This is a genomic window from Streptomyces fumanus (assembly GCF_014655295.1).
GTDB lineage: Bacteria > Actinomycetota > Actinomycetes > Streptomycetales > Streptomycetaceae > Streptomyces > Streptomyces fumanus.
Window position 1 is genome coordinate 132,900 of record NZ_BNBI01000008.1, and the last position, 18,234, is coordinate 151,133.

Below are 18,234 nucleotides of genomic sequence, written 5' to 3' on the forward strand. Positions count from 1 at the left end.
CGCCCTGCGGCGAACGGTCGCTGCGCACCGCTGGTCCTGCGGTACGGGCAGAGCGTGATCGCGGGGTGTAAAGCCGTCCTCCCCCCGCTCCCTTCCGCGGAAACCTCAACCGGGCGAGAAAATCCCGCATTCCCGTCCGGCCCTCCTTCCCCATGACGCACCGGTGAACACCGGGCGCCCGGGCCGTTGCGGGCGCGGACCGCCTTACCCCCGACTTATGGCCGAAAAGGGCAGGATGGAGGCAACACACTCACCCGGACCCCTGCCCGCGCGTGCCCCGAACGCCGCCCGGGCGGACACAGGAAGGACAAGCGACGTGCGCGTACTCGTCGTCGAGGACGAGCAACTGCTCGCCGATGCGGTGGCCACCGGACTGCGCCGGGAGGCCATGGCCGTCGACGTCGTGTACGACGGTGCGGCCGCCCTGGAGCGCATCGGCGTCAACGACTACGACGTGGTCGTCCTCGACCGCGACCTCCCGCTCGTCCACGGTGACGACGTCTGCCGCAAGATCGTCGAACTGGGCATGCCCACGCGCGTGCTGATGCTCACGGCCTCCGGCGACGTCAGCGACCGGGTCGAGGGGCTGGAGATCGGCGCCGACGACTATCTGCCCAAGCCCTTCGCGTTCAGCGAGCTGATCGCCCGCGTGCGCGCCCTGGGACGGCGCACCAGCGTGCCGCTGCCGCCCGTCCTGGAGCGGGCCGGCATCAAGCTGGACCCCAACCGCCGCGAGGTCTTCCGCGACGGCAAGGAGGTGCAGCTCGCCCCGAAGGAGTTCGCCGTGCTGGAGGTGCTGATGCGCAGCGAGGGCGCGGTGGTCTCCGCGGAGCAGCTCCTGGAGAAGGCGTGGGACGAGAACACCGACCCGTTCACCAACGTCGTCCGGGTGACCGTGATGACCCTGCGCCGCAAGCTGGGCGAGCCGCCGGTGATCGTCACCGTCCCCGGCTCCGGCTACCGGATCTGATCACCCGTGGCCACCACACCCGCGCCTCCCCAGGCGCCCCCGAAACCCACCTGGGACCCCCCGTCGGCGGCCCCGTTCCCCTGGCTGCGCCCGACCATCCGGATAAGGCTCACGCTGCTGTACGGCGGCATGTTCCTGATCGCCGGCATCCTGCTGCTGTCGATCATCTACCTGCTGGCGGCGCAGGCGCTGAACCCCGGCAGCGACCTCCCGTTCAAGATCACCTCGGGCAGTGTCACCAGCGACACGTGCAACCTGCCCACCAAGGCGACGCCCGAGGTCTTCAACACGGCGATGAACGACTGTGTGAACGAGCAGCGCCAGCACGCCCTGGACAGCCTGCTCAGCCGCTCCCTGCTGGCCCTGCTGGGGCTGGCCGTGATCGCCTTCGCGTTCGGCTACGCCATGGCCGGCCGGGTCCTGTCACCGCTGGGCCGGATCACCCGCACCGCCCGCGCGGTGGCCGGCTCCGACCTGTCCCGGCGGATCGAGCTGGACGGCCCCGACGACGAGCTGAAGGAGCTGGCGGACACCTTCGACGACATGCTGGAGCGCCTCCAGCGGGCGTTCACCGCCCAGCAGCGCTTCGTCGGCAACGCCTCCCACGAACTGCGCACCCCCCTCGCCATCAACCGCACCCTGCTGGAGGTGCACCTCTCCGACCCGGGCGCGCCCGTGGAGCTCCAGCAGCTCGGCAAGACGCTGCTGGCCACCAACGAGCGCAGCGAGCAGCTCGTCGAGGGCCTGCTGCTGCTCGCCCGCAGCGACAACCAGATCGTCGAGCGCAAACCCGTGGACCTCGCCGAGGTCGCCGGGCAGGCCATCGACCAGGTGCACGCCGAGGCGGAGGCCAAAGGCGTGCGGATCCACGGCGAGCGCGCCTCGGCCGTCGTCCAGGGCAACGGGGTGCTGCTGGAGCGGATCGCCCTGAACCTGGTGCAGAACGCGGTGCGGTACAACGTGCCGGAGGACGGCTGGGTGGAGGTCACCACCGAGCTCCAGCACGGCCAGGCGGTGCTGACCGTCACCAACACGGGCCCGGTGGTGCCGGCGTACGAGATCGACAACCTCTTCGAGCCGTTCCGGCGGCTGCGCACCGAGCGGACCGGCAGCGACAAGGGCGTCGGTCTGGGGCTGTCCATCGTGCGGTCCGTGGCCCGGGCGCACGGCGGGCACATCTACGCCCAGCCGCGCGAGGGAGGGGGCCTCGTGATGAGGGTGACCCTGCCGCTGTGACCCGGCGGCTCCGCGCCCGCCCGCCGATCTGAGATCATGGCGCCGATCACCTTCGACGCTCCCGGGGATGTTCGCTTTGCGCGGAATTTTCGGACCGTCGCCGGGCCGTCGTCCCGGCGCCCGCGTGTGTGATCGATCACAGAGACGGTTTTCCAGCCATCTACTCTCCGTGATCATGCGGCCCGCCGGAAAGCCGGGAAAATCCTGGTTTTCGAGGGTCGTGATCACGGGAAGTACACGGTGAGACGCCTTTGGCGTGCGGCATCGGGACCGTGTACGGTCCCCATCGCCATCCAACCCGATCACTCAAGCGGAGTCCGGTTGGGTGTCGATTGAGTAACAGACCTTGATGTGAGGCAAAATCTCCGCCTCGGGTCGGGCACAAGTCCGGCCTCTCACGCGTTACGTGCGCTGGAGACACCGCAGACACCCAGAGGGGGAGAGCGACCATGGCAACCGATTACGACACTCCACGCAAGACCGACGACGACGTCGACTCGGACAGCCTCGAAGAACTGAAGGCCCGCCGGAACGACAAGTCGGCCTCCGCCGTGGACGTCGACGAGTTCGAGGCCGCAGAGGGCCTGGAACTTCCCGGAGCCGACCTCTCGAACGAGGAGCTGGCAGTCCGAGTACTGCCCAAGCAGCAGGACGAGTTCACTTGCATGAGCTGCTTCCTGGTGCACCACCGCAGCCAACTGGCCAGGGAGAAGAACGGCCAGCCGATCTGCCGCGACTGCGACTGAGGCGGGGTCGGCCGTGACTGGCTCGACCCCTCCCTGGAAGCGCCGCTTCCCCAGGCGGGGAGCGGACCTGGGGCCGTCCGACGGCCCCGACCGCGCGCGTGACGACGAGCGAGGCCCGACCACCTCGGGAGCGGCCTCGCTCGGACCGGCGAGCGACCGGGCCGACCTCCCGGCGCCCGCCGCGGCCCCCGCGCCCGCTGCCCGTCGCCGGGCGGCGGCGTTCCGGACCAAGGCCGCCACCGGCGTCCGCAAGGGCGGCGGCCGCGCCAGGACCGCCCTGGCGCACCTCGCCGACCGCGTCATCGACATCGCCCCGCGGGTCCCCGTACGGGACCTGGCGACGCTGCGCAGACAGTTCCCCGGTCTCACGCCGGAGCAGCTCGCCGACCGGCTGGTGGCCGGCGCCACCAAGGGCACGGCGACGATCGGCGCGGGGATCGGCGCGGCGGCGATGCTGCCGGTACCACCCGCCATGCCCACCGAACTGGCCACCGAGGTCACCGGTGTGGCCGCGATCGAGCTCAAGCTGATCGCCGAACTCCACGAGGTCTACGGCGTCCGGCCGCCCGGCAACCTCGCCCAGCGCAGCACCGCGTACCTCGGCTCCTGGTCGGACGAGCGCGGCATCGACATGACCAAGCCGTCCACCTTCGGCGCGGCGATGAACGGCCCGATGAAGCGCCAGCTCCGCCAGCAGATCATGAAACGCATGGTGCGCAATCTGCCGAACCTGATGCCGTTCATGGTGGGAGCCGCCGTCGGCGCGGTCATGAACCGCCGCGACACCGCCAAGCTGGCCGCCCGCATCCGCGAGGACCTGCGCAAGGTCCAGGTGCCCTGGGACGCCCTGCCGGAGCTGCCGCCCCTGGAGCCCCCCAAGGACGCCCTGGAGCTGGGCGACGGGGAGCACTGAGGGCGCCCCCGAAGGAGGCCGGGAGCCTCAGGCCCGCGCCTGTGCCTTCGCCGCGTCCAGGGCCGCCGCCAGGCGCTCGGGCTCGCGGGTCGACAGGTACAGGTACGGCGTCGGGTCCTCGGGGTCGGTGACCTCGACCTTCAGCGCCCCCGGGATGTAGGCCCGCAGCAGCAGGAAGGCGCGGGTGTCGGCCTTGTGCGTACGCCAGGCACGGGCCTCGGCGGCGTCCAGCACCTCCGCCTCGCCCAGCGCCGTCACCGGGATCTTCGCCTCGCCCGCGATCAGCGAGCCGCCCACCACCCGGATGCGGACCGAGCCGTACGCGCTGGCGACCACGGCCGCCGCTGCCGTCCCGCAGGCCAGCCCGCCGAGCATCGGCAGGGTGCCGAACGGCAGCAGGACCAGGGCCAGCGAGAGCCCCACCAGAAAGCTGACCAGCCACCAGGACCGGGGCGCGGTGAGGCGTTCTTCGTACGGGGCGGCGGAAGGCTGCATGACGTCAAGCTTGGCATGGGATCGGCAGGGAGCCGACGCGCGGGTAAGGTCTGCGGCTGTGAAGAGTGGTACATCCGCGGCCCTGAGCCCGCCCGCCGACGCCACGCCGCCCGTACGGCACCCCGAGGCCCCCGCCCCCGGCGAACCGCTCGGCGCCCACTACGGCCAGTGTTTCGGCTGCGGCGGCGACCAGCCGCACGGACTGCACCTGCAGGCACGGGCCGGCGAGGGCGTGAGCGTCACCGCCGAGTTCACCGTCCGGCCCGCCCACCAGGGCGCCCCCGGCCTCGCCCACGGCGGCGTGCTGGCCAGCGCCCTGGACGAGACCCTCGGCTCGCTCAACTGGCTGCTGCGCACCATCGCCGTCACCGGCCGGCTGGAGACCGACTTCGTACGGCCCGTGCCCGTCGGCGCCACCCTGTATCTGTCCGCCGAGGTCACCGCGGTGGCCGGCCGCAAGATCTACTGCACCGCCACCGGCCGGACCGGCGGCCCCGACGGCCCCGTCGCGGTGCGCGCCGACGCCCTCTTCATCGAGGTCAAGGTCGAGCACTTCACCGAGAACGGCCGTCCCGAGGAGATCCGGGCCGCGCTGGACGACCCCGACCAGGTCCGCCGGGCCCGCGCCTTCGAGGTGAACCCGTGAGCCGGGCGCCCCTGGAGGTCCTCGTCCGCCGCGTCGACCCCGACGTACCGCTTCCGGCGTACGCGCATCCCGGGGACGCGGGGGCGGACCTGCGGACCACCGTGGCCCGCGAGCTGGCGCCCGGAGAGCGGGCCGTGCTGCCCACGGGGGTGTCTGTGGCGCTCCCGGAGGGGTACGCGGCCTTCGTACACCCCCGTTCGGGCCTCGCGGCCCGCTGCGGTGTCGCCCTCGTGAATGCCCCGGGGACGATTGATGCCGGGTACCGTGGGGAGATCAAGGTGATCGTGGTGAATCTCGACCCGCGCGAGACGGTGCGGTTCGAGCGCTTCGACCGGATTGCCCAACTGGTCGTCCAGCAGGTCGAGAGGGTCCGCTTCCGCCAGGTCGCGGAGCTTCCCGGCTCGGCGCGGGCCGAGGGGGGCTTCGGGTCCACCGGCGGGCACGCCGGGACGGACCCGGCAAGCGGCACAAGCGGTCAGGCCGCCGAGGGCGGCCCGACGGGTGGGAATCGATACGCTTCGGTCGTATCCGACCGGGAAGGACAGTGACGTGTTCGGACGTCGCAAGAAGAGGGATGCCGCCGAGGGCGCGGCCGGCGAGGCCGAGCAGGTCGTCGACAGCGTCGACACCGAGGCGGACGACGAGGGCGGACGGCTGAGGCTGGAGCCCGGACCGCGACCGGACGGCCCCTGGGACAGCTCCGAGGTGAGCGACCCGGCCGAGGGCCGCGTGGACCTGGGCGGCCTGTTCGTACCGGGCGTCGACGGCATGGAACTGCGGGTGGAGGTCGCGGGCGACGCGATCGTCGCCGCCACCGTGGTGCTGCGCGACAGCGCCATCCAGCTCCAGGCGTTCGCCGCGCCCAAGCGCGAGGGCATCTGGGGCGAGGTGCGCGAGGAGATCGCGGCCGGCATCACCCAGCAGGGCGGCATCATCGACGAGGTCGAGGGCCCCCTCGGCTGGGAGCTGCGGGCCCAGGTGCCGGTGCAGTTGCCGGACGGCACGAGCGGCTTCCAGGTCGTGCGGTTCGTCGGCGTGGACGGCCCCCGCTGGTTCCTGCGCGGGGTGATCTCCGGCCAGGGCGCGGTGCAGCCACAGGCCGCCGGGCTCCTGGAGCAGATCTTCCGGGACACGGTCGTGGTCCGCGGCGACGGCCCGATGGCGCCCCGCGACCCCATCGTCCTCAAGCTGCCGAACGACGCGCAGATGGTGCCCGAGGGCGTCCAGCAGGAGGAGGGCTCCCGTTTCTCCGGCGGCATGGGCCAGCTCCAGCGCGGCCCGGAGATCACCGAGGTCCGCTGACCGGCCGCGCCCCCGTGAACAGGGCCGCGCTCCAACGGGGTACGCGGCCCTTCGGCGTCTTCGCGCCCGGTTGCCTCCTGCTGCCCGGCCATTGAACGGCCGCGCGCCCGGTGGGGATACTGGCGCCCGGTTCCAGCGGGGGAGGGTCCATGCGGCAGGTGACGACCGAGACCATGGTGCGCGTCGAGGACGTGCACAAGTCCTACGGCGGCGGCAGCACCGCGGTGCACGCGCTGCGCGGTGTCTCCTTCGAGGTGCCGCGCGGTGAACTCGTCGCCCTCAAGGGGCGTTCCGGCTCCGGGAAGACCACGCTGCTGAACATCGTCGGCGGCCTGGACACCCCGGACCGCGGACGGGTCGTCGTCGACGGCCTGGACCTGGCCGGGCTGGACGAGGACGGGCTGCTGGCGCTGCGCCGGGACCGGATCGGCTTCGTCTTCCAGTCCTTCGGGCTGATCCCCATCCTCACGGCCGCCGAGAACGTCGGCGTGCCGATGCGGCTGCGCCGGGCCGACCCCCGCGCCCGCGAGGAACGCGTCGCACTGCTGCTGGCCCTGGTCGGCCTCGCCGAGCACGCCGCCCAGCGGCCCGGCGAGCTCTCCGGCGGCCAGCAGCAGCGGGTCGCCGTGGCCCGCGCCCTGGCCAACGAGCCCGCGCTGCTCGTCGCCGACGAGCCCACCGGCCAACTGGACGCCGAGACCGGGCACGGCGTGATGGAACTGCTGCGCGCGGTGGTCCGCAGCGAGCACGTCACCGCCCTGGTCGCCACCCACGATGCCACCCTGCTCGACCTGGCCGACCGGGTGCTCGAACTGCGTGACGGGGAGATCGTCCAGGTCTGAACGCGGAACCCCGTCAGGGTTGCGTCAAAGACCGTTCCCGCTCGTTCCGTGCCCTGATTCGACGGGTTCGTTGGCCGTAGGGTCGACGCTGCGGTCGGCAGCGGCCGGAGGACCGGGAAGACAATGAGGCCATGGGACGCGGCAAGCTACGGATCTACCTCGGCGCGGCACCGGGCGTCGGCAAGACGTACGCGATGCTGTCCGAGGCGCACCGCAGGGTGGAGCGCGGCACCGACTGCGTGGTGGCGTTCGTGGAGCACCACGGCCGGCCCCGCACCGAGGTGATGCTGCGCGGCCTGGAGGAGGTGCCGCGCAGGGAGATCGAGTACCGCGGGGCCCGCTTCACGGAGATGGACGTGGACGCCGTACTGGCCCGGCGCCCCCGCGTGGCCCTGGTCGACGAACTGGCGCACACCAACGTCCCCGGCACCCGCAACGCCAAGCGCTGGCAGGACGTCGAGGAACTGCTGGCCGCCGGGATCGACGTGGTCTCCACCGTCAACATCCAGCACCTGGAGTCGCTGGGCGACGTGGTGGAGTCCATCACCGGCGTACGGCAGCAGGAGACCGTGCCGGACGAGGTGGTGCGGCGCGCGGACCAGGTCGAGCTGGTCGACATGTCGCCCGAGGCGCTGCGCCGCCGCATGGCGCACGGCAACATCTACCGGCCCGACAAGGTCGACGCGGCCCTGTCGAACTACTTCCGCCCCGGCAACCTCACCGCGCTGCGCGAGCTGGCCCTGCTCTGGGTCGCGGACCGGGTCGACGCGTACCTGAAGCAGTACCGCAGCGATCACCGGGTCTCCCGGATCTGGGGCTCGCGGGAGCGGATCGTGGTCGGCCTCACCGGCGGCCCCGAGGGCCGGACGCTGATCCGGCGGGCCGCGCGGCTGGCCGAGAAGGGCGCCGGCGGCGAGGTCCTGGCCGTCTACATCGCCCGCAGCGACGGCCTGACCGCCGCCTCCCCGAAGGAACTGGCCCTCCAGCGCACCCTGGTCGAGGACCTCGGCGGCACCTTCCACCACGTCGTCGGCGACGACATACCGGCCGCCCTGCTCGACTTCGCACGCGGGGTGAACGCCACCCAGATCGTCCTCGGCTCCTCCCGCCGCAAGACCTGGCAGTACGTCTTCGGCCCCGGCGTCGGCGCCACCGTGGCCCGCGAGTCCGGACCCGACCTCGACGTGCACATCGTCACCCACGAGGAGGTCGCCAAGGGGCGCGGACTGCCCGTCGCCCGGGGCGCGCGGCTCGGCCGGTCCCGGATCGTGTGGGGATGGACCGCGGGCCTCGGCGGCCCGGTGCTGCTGACCCTGGTGCTCAGCGGCGTCCACCTCGGACTCGCCAACGACGTGCTGCTCTACCTCGCGCTGACCGTGGCCGCGGCCCTGCTCGGCGGGCTCTACCCGGCCCTGGCCTCGGCCGCCGTCGGATCGCTGCTGCTCAACTGGTTCTTCACCCCGCCGGTCAGCCGGATCACCATCTCCGACCCCAAGAACATCCTCGCCCTGGCGATCTTCGTGGGCGTCGCCGTCTCCGTGGCCTCCGTCGTGGACCTCGCCGCCCGGCGCACCCACCAGGCGGCCCGGCTGCGCGCCGAGTCGGAGATCCTCTCCTTCCTCGCGGGCAGCGTGCTGCGCGGCGACACCAGCCTGGAGGCGCTGCTGGAACGGGTCCGCGAGACCTTCGCCATGGAATCGGCCGCCCTCCTCGAACGGGAGAACGACGTGGCCCCCTGGACCTGCGCCGGCCGGGCCGGCTCCGGACCGCCCGTGGACCGGCCCGAGGACGCCGATGTGGACATGCCGGTCGGCGACCACATGGCGCTCGCGCTGACCGGCCGGGTGCTGCCCGCCGAGGACCGCCGGGTGCTCGCCGCCTTCGCCGCCCAGGCGGCCGTCGTACTGGACCGGCGGCGGCTGCGCGAGGAGGCCGAGCGGGCCCGCGCGCTCGCCGAGGGCAACCGCATCCGCACCGCTCTGCTCGCCGCCGTCAGCCACGACCTGCGCACCCCGCTGGCCGGCATCAAGGCGGCGGTCTCCAGCCTGCGCTCCGACGACGTGGCCTGGTCGGAGGAGGACCAGGCCGAGTTGCTGGAGGGCATCGAGGAGGGCGCCGACCGCCTCGACCACCTGGTGGGCAACCTGCTCGACATGTCCCGGCTGCAGACCGGCACGGTCACCCCGCTGATCCGCGAGATCGACGTCGACGAGGTGGTGCCGATGGCGCTCGGCGGCGTCCCCGAGGCCGCGGTCGACCTGGACATCCCCGAGTCGCTGCCCATGGTCGCCGTCGACCCCGGCCTGCTGGAGCGGTCGGTGGCCAACCTGGTGGAGAACGCCGTCAAGTACAGCCCGCCCGGCGCCCGCGTCCTGGTCGCCGCCAGCGCCCTCGGCGACCGGGTCGAGATCCGGGTCGTCGACGGGGGGCCGGGCGTGCCGGACGAGGGGAAGGAACGTATCTTCGAGCCCTTCCAGCGGTACGGCGACGCCCCGCGCGGCGCCGGGGTGGGGCTCGGCCTCGCCGTGGCCCGGGGGTTCGCGGAGGCGATGGGCGGCACCCTCGCCGCCGAGGACACCCCCGGCGGCGGCCTCACCATGGTCCTCACCGTCCGCGCGGCCGGGCGCCCGTCCCGGCCCGCCGCCCCGTCAGCAGAAAGGCAGGCTGCCCGATGACCCGGGTGCTCGTGATCGACGACGAGCCGCAGATCGTGCGGGCCCTCGTGATCAACCTCAAGGCGCGCCACTACGAGGTCGACTCCGCGCACGACGGCGCCACCGCCCTGCACCTGGCCGCCGCCCGCCACCCCGACGTGATCGTCCTCGACCTGGGCCTGCCCGACATGGACGGCGTCGAGGTGATCAAGGGGCTGCGCGGCTGGACCCGGGTGCCGATCCTGGTGCTCTCCGCCCGGCACTCCTCCGACGAGAAGGTCGAGGCGCTGGACGCGGGCGCCGACGACTACGTCACCAAGCCCTTCGGCATGGACGAACTGCTCGCCCGGCTGCGGGCCGCCGTCCGCCGCGCCGAACCGGTCCCCGGCGGGGAGGGCGAGGTGATCGTCGAGACCGCGGGGTTCACCGTCGACCTGGCCGCCAAGAAGGTCCGCCGGGACGGCCGGGACGTCCGGCTCACCCCCACCGAGTGGCATCTGCTGGAGGTGCTGGTCCGCAATACCGGCCGCCTGGTCGGCCAGAAGCAGTTGCTCCAGGAGGTGTGGGGGCCGTCGTACGGGACGGAGACGAACTACCTGCGGGTCTACATGGCCCAGTTGCGCCGCAAGCTGGAGGCGGACCCCTCGCACCCCCGGCACTTCATCACGGAGCCGGGCATGGGCTACCGGTTCGAGAAGTGAGCGGTCCTGTTCGGTACTCCGGCCTTCCGGTCTTTCGGTTCTCCGGTCACCCGGGCAGGGCCCGCATGGCTGTCGGCGCGTCCCGGTACGCTTCAGATATGAGTGCTGTTCCTCGTTCCGGCAAGCCGGTGGGCCGGTTCCGGCGCATGTTCGACCGGCTCTCCTCCTCGCAGGAGGACCTGGAGTCGGAGGAGCTGCGGGAAGACGCCGCGACCACCGGCTGCACACGCATCGGTGACTGCCAGGACCGCCAGATCGTGACGGTTACTGGTACCTTGCGCACGGTCACGCTGCGACCACGCGCCGGAGTCCCGGCCCTGGAGGCCGAGCTGTTCGACGGCTCCGCCGCTTTGGACGTGGTGTGGTTGGGCAGGCGTTCCATCACGGGTATAGAACCGGGGCGCAAGCTCATCGCATCGGGCCGGATCTCCCTGAGCCGGGGCCGCCGGGTGCTGTTCAACCCCAAGTACGAACTGCGACCCCTCGGACGGGAGTAGCCGGTGACGTCCCTCGACAAGCCGACCGAAGACACGGAAGCGGACGCCAGGGCGGTGACGGAGGCCGCCCTCTTCGAAGCCTTCGGCGGCGTGCGGGGCATGATCGAGACGGTCCTGCCGGGTCTCCTCTTCGTCACGATCTTCACGATCAACAACGACCTCCACCTGTCGGCGATCGCCGCGCTGGCGGTCTCGCTGGTGCTGGTCGTGGTCCGCCTGGTGATGAAGGACACCGTCAAGCACGCCTTCAGCGGCGTCTTCGGGGTCGCCTTCGGCGTGGTCTTCGCGATGATGACCGACAACGCCAAGAACTTCTATCTCCCGGGCATGCTCTACACCCTCGGCCTGGGGCTGGCGTACATCGTCACCACGCTGGCCGGGGTGCCGCTGATCGGGCTGATCCTCGGCCCGGTCTTCAAGGAGAACCTCTCCTGGCGGACCCGCAATCCCGGCCGCAAGAAGGCGTACGCCAAGGCCAGTTACGCCTGGGGCCTGATCCTGCTCGCCAAGTGCGCGATCCTGTTCCCGCTGTACTGGTGGGCGGACACCGCGTCCCTCGGCTGGGTCCTGGTCGCCCTGAAGATCCCGCCGTTCCTGCTCGCGGTCTGGCTGACCTGGGTCTTCCTGGCGAAGGCGCCCGCGCCGATCGACGTCTTCGCGGAGATGGAGGCGGCGGAGCGGGCGGAGAAGGCAGCGGCGGAGGCCGCGGAGGGGGAGCCGGCGGGCCCGGCGGAACCGGCCGGGGAACCCCGGCCCGCCCGGCACCGGAAGGCTTGAGGCGGGGCGAACGGGCCCGGCCCGAGCCTTGATACGGGGGGCGGCGGGGCCGGGGTGGAGGCTTGGCCGCCTGTTGCTGTGAACCTTGAGGCGGGGGCGGCGGGACTGGGCCGGGATGCCCGGGCCGCCCGCCACCGCAAGCTCTGAGCCGGTGTGGCCCCCGGGGCCCGAGGTCCGGAGCCGGTGTGGCCCCCGGAGCCCGGAGCCCTGAGCCGGTGTGGCCCCCGGAGTCCGGAGCCGGTGTGGTCCCGGGGGCCCGAGGCCCGGAGCCCGGAGCCGGTGAGGCCCCCGGAGTCCGGAGCCGGTGTGGCCTCCGGAGCCCGGGGCCCGGAGCCGGTGTGGCCCCCCGGGGGACGGCGTCCCCGGGGGCCCGCGCGGTCAGCCGTCGGCGCTGACGCGCCGCGCCGACAGCAGGTCCTCCAGTTGCTCCTCGCGGGCCTGCGCCGCCACGAACAGCAGCTCGTCGCCCGGCTCCAGCGAGTCCTCCGGGGACGGCGCCATCACCCGCGTACCGCGGATGATCGTGACCAGCGAGGTGTCCTCCGGCCACTCCACGTCGCCGACCTGGGTGCCGGCCAGCGCGGACTCCTCGGGCAGCGTCAGTTCCACCAGGTTGGCGTCGCCGTGGCTGAAGCGCAGCAGCCGTACCAGGTCGCCGACGCTCACCGCCTCCTCGACCAGGGCCGACATCAGACGCGGGGTGGAGACGGCGACGTCGACGCCCCACGCCTCGTTGAACAGCCACTCGTTCTTGGGGTTGTTCACCCGGGCGACGACGCGCGGAACGCCGTACTCCGTCTTCGCCAGCAGGGAGACGACCAGGTTCACCTTGTCGTCGCCGGTCGCGGCGATGACGACGTTGCAGCGCTGGAGGGCGGCCTCGTCCAGGGACGTGATCTCGCAGGCGTCGGCGAGCAGCCACTCCGCCATCGGGACGCGCTCGACCGAGATCGCGGTCGGCGCCTTGTCGATGAGCAGGACCTCGTGGCCGTTCTCCAGCAACTCGCCGGCGATCGAGCGGCCGACCGCGCCGGCTCCGGCAATGGCGACCCTCATCAGTGACCGCCCTCCTCTTCGGGACCCTTGGCGAACGCCGCCTCGACCTTGTCGACCTCGTCGGTGCGCATCATCACGTGCACCAGGTCGCCCTCCTGCAACACCGTCTGGGAGCTGGGCAGGATCGCCTCCCCGAGCCGGGTGAGGAACGCCACGCGCACGCCGGTCTCGTCCTGGAGCCGGCTGACCTTGTGGCCGACCCAGGAGGCGGCCGTGTGCACCTCGGCCAACTGGACGCCGCCGGTGGGGTCCCGCCACAGCGGTTCGGCGCCCGAGGGCAGCAGGCGGCGCAGCATCTGGTCGGCCGTCCAGCGGACGGTCGCGACGGTGGGGATGCCCAGGCGCTGGTAGACCTCGGCGCGGCGGGGGTCGTAGATGCGGGCGGCGACGTGCTCGACGGCGAACATCTCGCGGGCCACCCGGGCGGCGATGATGTTGGAGTTGTCCCCGCTGGAGACGGCGGCGAAGGCGCCGGCCTCCTCGATGCCCGCCTCGCGCAGCGTGTCCTGGTCGAAGCCGACACCGGTGACCCTGCGACCGCCGAACGAGGAGCCCAGGCGGCGGAAGGCGGTGGGGTCCTGGTCGATCACGGCGACCGTGTGCCCCTGCTGTTCCAGGCTCTGGGCGAGAGCGGAGCCCACTCGCCCGCAGCCCATGATGACAATGTGCATCGTGTCACACCGCGCTTCCTGCAGGCTCGGTGACCGTGGTGGCTGTCGTGCTCATGTCTCTCTTTCGGCTCGCCGGCGAAGGGTCGCGGCCAGGGTGCGGGCCGCCGGGGAACATCATGCCGGTGCCGGCCGGGCTTGACTCCTCCCGGGTGCCCGGACGCCCCGGGCGGACGCGTCACGGCCCCCGGACCTCCCGGGCGGACGCGTCACGGCCCCCGGCCCCACCGGCCCCCCGGGGAAACTCACCGCCCCCGGTTCTCCCCGCCCGGCCTCACCGGTCCCCGGTCTCACCCCCCGGTCGAGGACCGGCGGCGGCCGATGCTGCGGATGCTGGCAAGTGTCAGGAATCCGAGGCCGGCGAGCGCGGCGGCGGCGCCGATCAGCTCTGCGGGGGCGGGCATGGAACCTCCTGAGGACGGCGAAGGACGGCGGAGGGCAGGAGCGGGGCGGGTTCCGGCGGGCGGCGGCCGGGTTTTGTCATATAGGCATGCCACCCGCGTCACCTGCGGAATCCGCAGCCGCGCGGCCCGCCGGATTCACCCGGAGGGCGGAGGGGAGCCGGAACGGGGGTGGCGGGTGGGCGGCCCCCCGTTCGAACGCTTACGATCCTCTGTTGTGTCCAAACTGACCGACGTGCCCAAACGGATCCTCATCGGGCGCGCACTGCGCAGCGACCGGCTGGGTGAAACGCTCCTGCCGAAGCGCGTCGCCCTTCCCGTCTTCGCCTCCGACCCGCTGTCCTCCGTGGCGTACGCGCCCGGCGAGGTGCTGCTGGTCCTGTCCATCGCGGGCGTGTCGGCGTACCACTTCAGTCCCTGGATCGCCGTCGCGGTCGTCGTGCTGATGTTCACCGTGGTCGCCTCCTACCGGCAGAACGTGCACGCCTACCCGAGCGGCGGCGGCGACTACGAGGTCGCCACCACCAACCTCGGTTCCAAGGCCGGCCTGACCGTGGCCAGCGCTCTGCTCGTCGACTACGTGCTGACCGTCGCCGTCTCCATCTCCTCCGGCATCGAGAACCTCGGCTCCGCGATCCCGTTCGTCGTCGAGCACAAGGTCTTCTGCGCGGTCGCCGTCATCGTGCTGCTGACGCTGATGAACCTGCGCGGCGTCAAGGAGTCCGGCAAGCTCTTCGCGATCCCGACGTACGTCTTCGTCGCGGGCGTCTTCATCATGATCGCCTGGGGCGCGTTCCGCGGGGTGGTGCTCGGCGACCACATGCGGGCGCCGACCGCCGACTACGAGATCAAGCCCGAGCACCAGGGGCTGGCCGGCTTCGCCCTGGTCTTCCTGCTGCTGCGGGCCTTCTCCTCGGGCTGCGCGGCCCTGACCGGCGTCGAGGCGATCTCCAACGGCGTCCCCGCCTTCCGCAAGCCCAAGTCCAAGAACGCGGCGACCACGCTGGCCATGATGGGCCTACTCGCGGTCACCATGTTCTGCGGCATCATCGCGCTGGCCTCCGCCACGCACGTACGGATGGCCGAGAACCCGGCGGCCGACCTGATCCACAACGGGGTCGCGGTCGGCGCGGACTACGTCCAGAACCCGGTGATCTCCCAGGTCGCCGAGGCCGTCTTCGGCAAGGGCAGCTTCCTGTTCGTGGTGCTGGCCGCCGCCACCGCCCTGGTCCTCTTCCTCGCCGCGAACACCGCGTACAACGGCTTCCCGCTGCTCGGCTCGATCCTCGCCCAGGACCGCTACCTGCCCCGCCAGTTGCACACCCGCGGCGACCGCCTCGCCTTCTCCAACGGCATCGTGCTGCTGGCCGGCGCTGCCGCGCTGCTGGTCTGCATCTACGGCGCCGACTCCACCCGGCTGATCCAGCTCTACATCGTCGGCGTCTTCGTCTCCTTCACGCTCAGCCAGACCGGCATGGTCCGCCACTGGAACCGCCACCTGGCCACCGAGAAGGACCAGGCCAAGCGCCGCCATATGGTCCGCTCCCGGGCGATCAACGCCTTCGGCGCCTTCTTCACCGGCCTGGTGCTGGTCGTCGTCCTGTTCACCAAGTTCACCCACGGCGCCTGGGTCGCGCTGCTCGGCATGTGCATCTTCTTCGCGACGATGACCGCGATCCGCAAGCACTACGACCGGGTCGCCGAGGAGATCGCCGCCCCCGACACCCCCGACGACGACATGGTGCGGCCCTCCCGCGTCCACTCCGTGGTCCTCGTCTCCAAGATCCACCGCCCGGCGCTGCGCGCCCTGTCCTACGCCAAGCTGCTGCGCTCGGGCAGCCTGGAGGCGCTCAGCGTCAACGTCGACCCGACGGAGACCAAGGCGCTGCGCGACGAGTGGGAACGCCGCGGCATCGACGTACCCCTCAAGGTGCTGGACTCGCCGTACCGCGAGGTCACGCGGCCGGTCATCGAGTACGTCAAGAGCCTGCGCAAGGAGTCGCCGCGGGACGCGGTCTCGGTGATCATCCCCGAGTACGTGGTCGGCCACTGGTACGAGCACCTGCTGCACAACCAGAGCGCGCTGCGCCTGAAGGGACGGCTGCTGTTCACCCCGGGCGTGATGGTGACCTCGGTGCCGTACCAGCTCCAGTCCTCCGAGGCGGCCAAGCGGCGGGCCCGCCGGCAGCAGGAGTGGAACGCGCCCGGCGCGGTCCGGCGCGGTCCGGCCCACCACCTGCACCACCAGGACCGGACGAAGGAGTCCTCGGACCCGACGTAGACTGGACGGCTGTTGTCCGTTGTCGTCCCGTTCCCGTCACTGGAGTCACCCCGCCATGCAGGCAGAAGAGAAAACGTCGCTGGTCGGGGAGGAGTACGAGGTCGAGATCGGCCCCGTCGCCCACGGCGGCCACTGCATCGCCCGTACGTCCGAGGGGCAGGTGCTGTTCGTCCGGCACGCGCTGCCCGGTGAGCGGGTCGTGGCCCGGGTCACCGAGGGCGAGGAGGGCGCCCGCTTCCTGCGCGCGGACGCCGTCGAGATCCTCTCCGCCTCCAAGGACCGGGTCGAGGCCCCCTGTCCCTTCGCCGGGCCCGGCCGCTGCGGCGGCTGCGACTGGCAGCACGCCAAGCCGGGCGCCCAGCGCCGCCTCAAGGGCGAGGTGATCGCCGAGCAGTTGCGGCGGCTGGCCGGGCTCACGCCCGAGGAGGCGGGCTGGGACGGCACGGTGATGCCCGCCGAGGGCGACAAGGTGCCGGCCGGCGAGGTCCCGGCGTGGCGCACGCGCGTGCAGTACGCCGTCGACGCCGACGGCAACGCGGGGCTGCGCAAGCACCGCTCGCACGAGGTCCAGCCGATCGACCGCTGTCTGATCGCGGCGCCCGGGGTGAGCGAGCTGGGCATCGAGAAGCGGGACTGGGCGGGCATGGCCTCGGTCGAGGCGATCGCCGCCAGCGGTTCGCAGGACCGGCAGGTGATCCTCACCCCGGAGCCGGGCGCGCGGCTGCCCCTGGTGGAACTGGACCGTCCGGTCTCGGTCCTCCGGGTCGGCGAGAAGGACGGGGGCGTGCACCGCGTCCACGGCCGCCCCTTCGTCCGCGAACGCGCCGACGGCCGCACCTACCGGGTCGGCAACGGCGGCTTCTGGCAGGTCCATCACAAGGCGGCCGACACCCTGGTCACCGCGGTCATGCAGGGCCTGCTGCCCCGCAAGGGCGACATGGCCCTCGACCTGTACTGCGGCGTCGGCCTCTTCGCCGGCGCGCTGGCCGACCGGGTCGGCGAGACCGGCGCGGTCCTCGGCATCGAGTCCGGCAAACGCGCCGTCGAGGACGCCCGGCACAACCTCGCCGACTTCGACCGGGTCCGCGTCGAACAGGGCAAGGTCGAGGCGGTCCTGCCGCGCACCGGCATCACCGAGGTCGACCTCATCGTCCTCGACCCGCCCCGAGCGGGCGCCGGCCGCAAGACGGTCGCCCACCTCACGTCCCTCAACGCCCGCCGCATCGCCTACGTCGCCTGCGACCCGGCGGCCCTCGCCCGGGACCTGGGGTACTTCCAGGAGGGCGGGTACCGGGTGCGGACGCTGCGGGCGTTCGATCTGTTTCCGATGACGCATCATGTGGAGTGCGTGGCGATCCTTGAGCCGGTCACAAAGGGCGCCTGACCTGCGGGTTTGGGTGGTGTGCGCTATGTGCATTGTGGGCGTTACGGCGATATCTTGACGCTGCGATGACGCTTTCAGAGGCATGGTGACGCTCATTTGACGCTCGTTACGATGGGCCGTCAGGCGCATTGCCCCGCTGATCAGGCGGCCTCCTGACTGCGGGGTGCGGCAAGGCGCCGGGAATCCCGTGGTGCTGAGCGATCCCACTCAGCCACCTGCGCAGAGTGCCAGTAGGTTCTTGGTCTGCTGGTGGTACATGCCTGACCTCGCTCCTGACTTGCGACAAGGAGTGGAAACGTCGAGTGTCAGGACGGCGGGTGGTGTCGAAGATGGGACCACCCCCGCGTGCGCGGGGACCACGGCCACGTCACGCCGGCGAACTGGGTGCCGCTGGGACCACCCCCGCGTGCGCGGGGACCATGCGCTGGACGCAGCCGAGCAGCCGGGGGTCCGGGGACCACCCCCGCGTGCGCGGGGAACACAAATTCGGGCAAACCCCAAGATGGATCGTCTCGGGGACCACCCCCGCAGAGGCGAGGATCCCCCACGTGCAGCTTGGTCGACTTCGTCGGGGTCAGCGTGTACATAGGCCACCGTACCCACCATGGTCCGACTGTTGCAGGCCGTCAGCTCGGAACCGTTGAGATGGTGGCATCGGAGCCATG

The 18,234-nt window shown here is 72.0% G+C and carries 17 protein-coding genes; 14 read left to right on the top strand and 3 right to left on the bottom strand.

Annotation, left to right across the window (positions count from 1 at the left end; translation table 11 throughout):
• Positions 1-316 precede the first annotated feature (316 nt).
• The 4 genes from IE316_RS18705 to IE316_RS18720 all read left to right on the top strand — a co-directional run bounded on the left by IE316_RS18705 (position 317) and on the right by IE316_RS18720 (position 3,865).
• Positions 317-970: a response regulator transcription factor gene (locus IE316_RS18705; protein ID WP_003993508.1), complete on the top strand. Its 654-nt coding sequence runs from the start codon at positions 317-319 to the stop codon at positions 968-970.
• Between the two features lie 6 nt (positions 971-976).
• Positions 977-2,206, top strand: a complete 1,230-nt coding sequence (locus IE316_RS18710; RefSeq protein ID WP_190205540.1) for a sensor histidine kinase — start codon at positions 977-979, stop codon at positions 2,204-2,206.
• Between the two features lie 449 nt (positions 2,207-2,655).
• On the top strand, positions 2,656-2,952 hold the full coding sequence (locus IE316_RS18715; RefSeq protein WP_003993510.1) for a DUF4193 domain-containing protein: 297 nt from the start codon (positions 2,656-2,658) through the stop codon (positions 2,950-2,952).
• Between the two features lie 13 nt (positions 2,953-2,965).
• Complete coding sequence (locus tag IE316_RS18720; protein ID WP_190205541.1) at positions 2,966-3,865, top strand: hypothetical protein; 900 nt, start codon at positions 2,966-2,968, stop codon at positions 3,863-3,865.
• Between the two features lie 27 nt (positions 3,866-3,892).
• Here the strand turns inward: IE316_RS18720 and IE316_RS18725 are convergent, their stop codons facing one another.
• Complete coding sequence (locus IE316_RS18725; protein WP_190205542.1) at positions 3,893-4,360, bottom strand: DUF3093 domain-containing protein; 468 nt, start codon at positions 4,358-4,360, stop codon at positions 3,893-3,895.
• 58 nt (positions 4,361-4,418) lie between these two features.
• On the opposite strand from IE316_RS18725, the gene IE316_RS18730 reads away from it, so the two are divergent.
• The 8 genes from IE316_RS18730 (at position 4,419) to IE316_RS18765 (ending at position 11,779) form a co-directional block, all read left to right on the top strand.
• Positions 4,419-5,006, top strand: coding sequence for a PaaI family thioesterase (locus tag IE316_RS18730; protein WP_229910457.1), 588 nt, complete (start codon positions 4,419-4,421; stop codon positions 5,004-5,006).
• Entirely contained in the window at positions 5,003-5,554 is a 552-nt protein-coding gene (gene dut, locus IE316_RS18735) for a dUTP diphosphatase (protein WP_190205544.1), read from the top strand. Before IE316_RS18730 ends, dut begins: the two co-directional genes overlap by 4 nt.
• A gap of 1 nt (position 5,555) precedes the next feature.
• Positions 5,556-6,308, top strand: a complete 753-nt coding sequence (locus IE316_RS18740; RefSeq protein ID WP_190205545.1) for a DUF3710 domain-containing protein — start codon at positions 5,556-5,558, stop codon at positions 6,306-6,308.
• A gap of 149 nt (positions 6,309-6,457) precedes the next feature.
• On the top strand, positions 6,458-7,150 hold the full coding sequence (locus IE316_RS18745; protein WP_190205546.1) for an ABC transporter ATP-binding protein: 693 nt from the start codon (positions 6,458-6,460) through the stop codon (positions 7,148-7,150).
• Positions 7,151-7,281: 131 nt separating this feature from the next.
• Positions 7,282-9,825, top strand: coding sequence for a sensor histidine kinase (locus IE316_RS18750; RefSeq protein ID WP_190205547.1), 2,544 nt, complete (start codon positions 7,282-7,284; stop codon positions 9,823-9,825).
• Positions 9,822-10,505: a response regulator gene (locus IE316_RS18755; RefSeq protein WP_190205548.1), complete on the top strand. Its 684-nt coding sequence runs from the start codon at positions 9,822-9,824 to the stop codon at positions 10,503-10,505. The genes IE316_RS18750 and IE316_RS18755 overlap by 4 nt, the downstream gene beginning before the upstream one ends.
• Before the next feature lie 98 nt (positions 10,506-10,603).
• Entirely contained in the window at positions 10,604-11,002 is a 399-nt protein-coding gene (locus IE316_RS18760) for an OB-fold nucleic acid binding domain-containing protein (protein WP_190205549.1), read from the top strand.
• A gap of 3 nt (positions 11,003-11,005) precedes the next feature.
• The gene (locus IE316_RS18765; RefSeq protein WP_190205550.1) at positions 11,006-11,779 is read left to right on the top strand and encodes a DUF3159 domain-containing protein; all 774 of its coding nucleotides are present in this window, start codon (positions 11,006-11,008) and stop codon (positions 11,777-11,779) included.
• 378 nt (positions 11,780-12,157) lie between these two features.
• On the opposite strand, the gene IE316_RS18770 is transcribed toward IE316_RS18765, so the two are convergent.
• The gene (locus IE316_RS18770) at positions 12,158-12,835 is read right to left on the bottom strand and encodes a potassium channel family protein (RefSeq protein ID WP_190205551.1); all 678 of its coding nucleotides are present in this window, start codon (positions 12,833-12,835) and stop codon (positions 12,158-12,160) included.
• A complete protein-coding gene (locus IE316_RS18775; RefSeq protein WP_190205552.1) occupies positions 12,835-13,506 on the bottom strand; it encodes a potassium channel family protein in 672 nt (223 codons plus the stop codon). Before IE316_RS18775 ends, IE316_RS18770 begins: the two co-directional genes overlap by 1 nt.
• Before the next feature lie 615 nt (positions 13,507-14,121).
• On the opposite strand from IE316_RS18775, the gene IE316_RS18780 reads away from it, so the two are divergent.
• Both IE316_RS18780 and IE316_RS18785 read left to right on the top strand, forming a co-directional pair.
• On the top strand, positions 14,122-16,185 hold the full coding sequence (locus IE316_RS18780) for an APC family permease (protein WP_190205553.1): 2,064 nt from the start codon (positions 14,122-14,124) through the stop codon (positions 16,183-16,185).
• Positions 16,186-16,240: 55 nt separating this feature from the next.
• Positions 16,241-17,569, top strand: a complete 1,329-nt coding sequence (locus IE316_RS18785; RefSeq protein ID WP_190205554.1) for a class I SAM-dependent RNA methyltransferase — start codon at positions 16,241-16,243, stop codon at positions 17,567-17,569.
• The last annotated feature ends 665 nt before the right edge of the window (positions 17,570-18,234 follow it).

Excerpts from the sequence above, each read along its gene's own strand:
- IE316_RS18760 (WP_190205549.1), top strand. The coding sequence starts at position 10,604 with ATGAGTGCTGTTCCTCGTTCCGGCAAGCCGGTGGGCCGGTTCCGGCGC.
- IE316_RS18775 (WP_190205552.1), bottom strand. The coding sequence starts at position 13,506 with ATGCACATTGTCATCATGGGCTGCGGGCGAGTGGGCTCCGCTCTCGCC.
- IE316_RS18745 (WP_190205546.1), top strand. The coding sequence starts at position 6,458 with ATGCGGCAGGTGACGACCGAGACCATGGTGCGCGTCGAGGACGTGCAC.
- IE316_RS18750 (WP_190205547.1), top strand. The coding sequence starts at position 7,282 with ATGGGACGCGGCAAGCTACGGATCTACCTCGGCGCGGCACCGGGCGTC.
- IE316_RS18785 (WP_190205554.1), top strand. The coding sequence starts at position 16,241 with ATGCAGGCAGAAGAGAAAACGTCGCTGGTCGGGGAGGAGTACGAGGTC.
- IE316_RS18770 (WP_190205551.1), bottom strand. The coding sequence starts at position 12,835 with ATGAGGGTCGCCATTGCCGGAGCCGGCGCGGTCGGCCGCTCGATCGCC.
- IE316_RS18715 (WP_003993510.1), top strand. The coding sequence starts at position 2,656 with ATGGCAACCGATTACGACACTCCACGCAAGACCGACGACGACGTCGAC.
- IE316_RS18755 (WP_190205548.1), top strand. The coding sequence starts at position 9,822 with ATGACCCGGGTGCTCGTGATCGACGACGAGCCGCAGATCGTGCGGGCC.
- IE316_RS18725 (WP_190205542.1), bottom strand. The coding sequence starts at position 4,360 with ATGCAGCCTTCCGCCGCCCCGTACGAAGAACGCCTCACCGCGCCCCGG.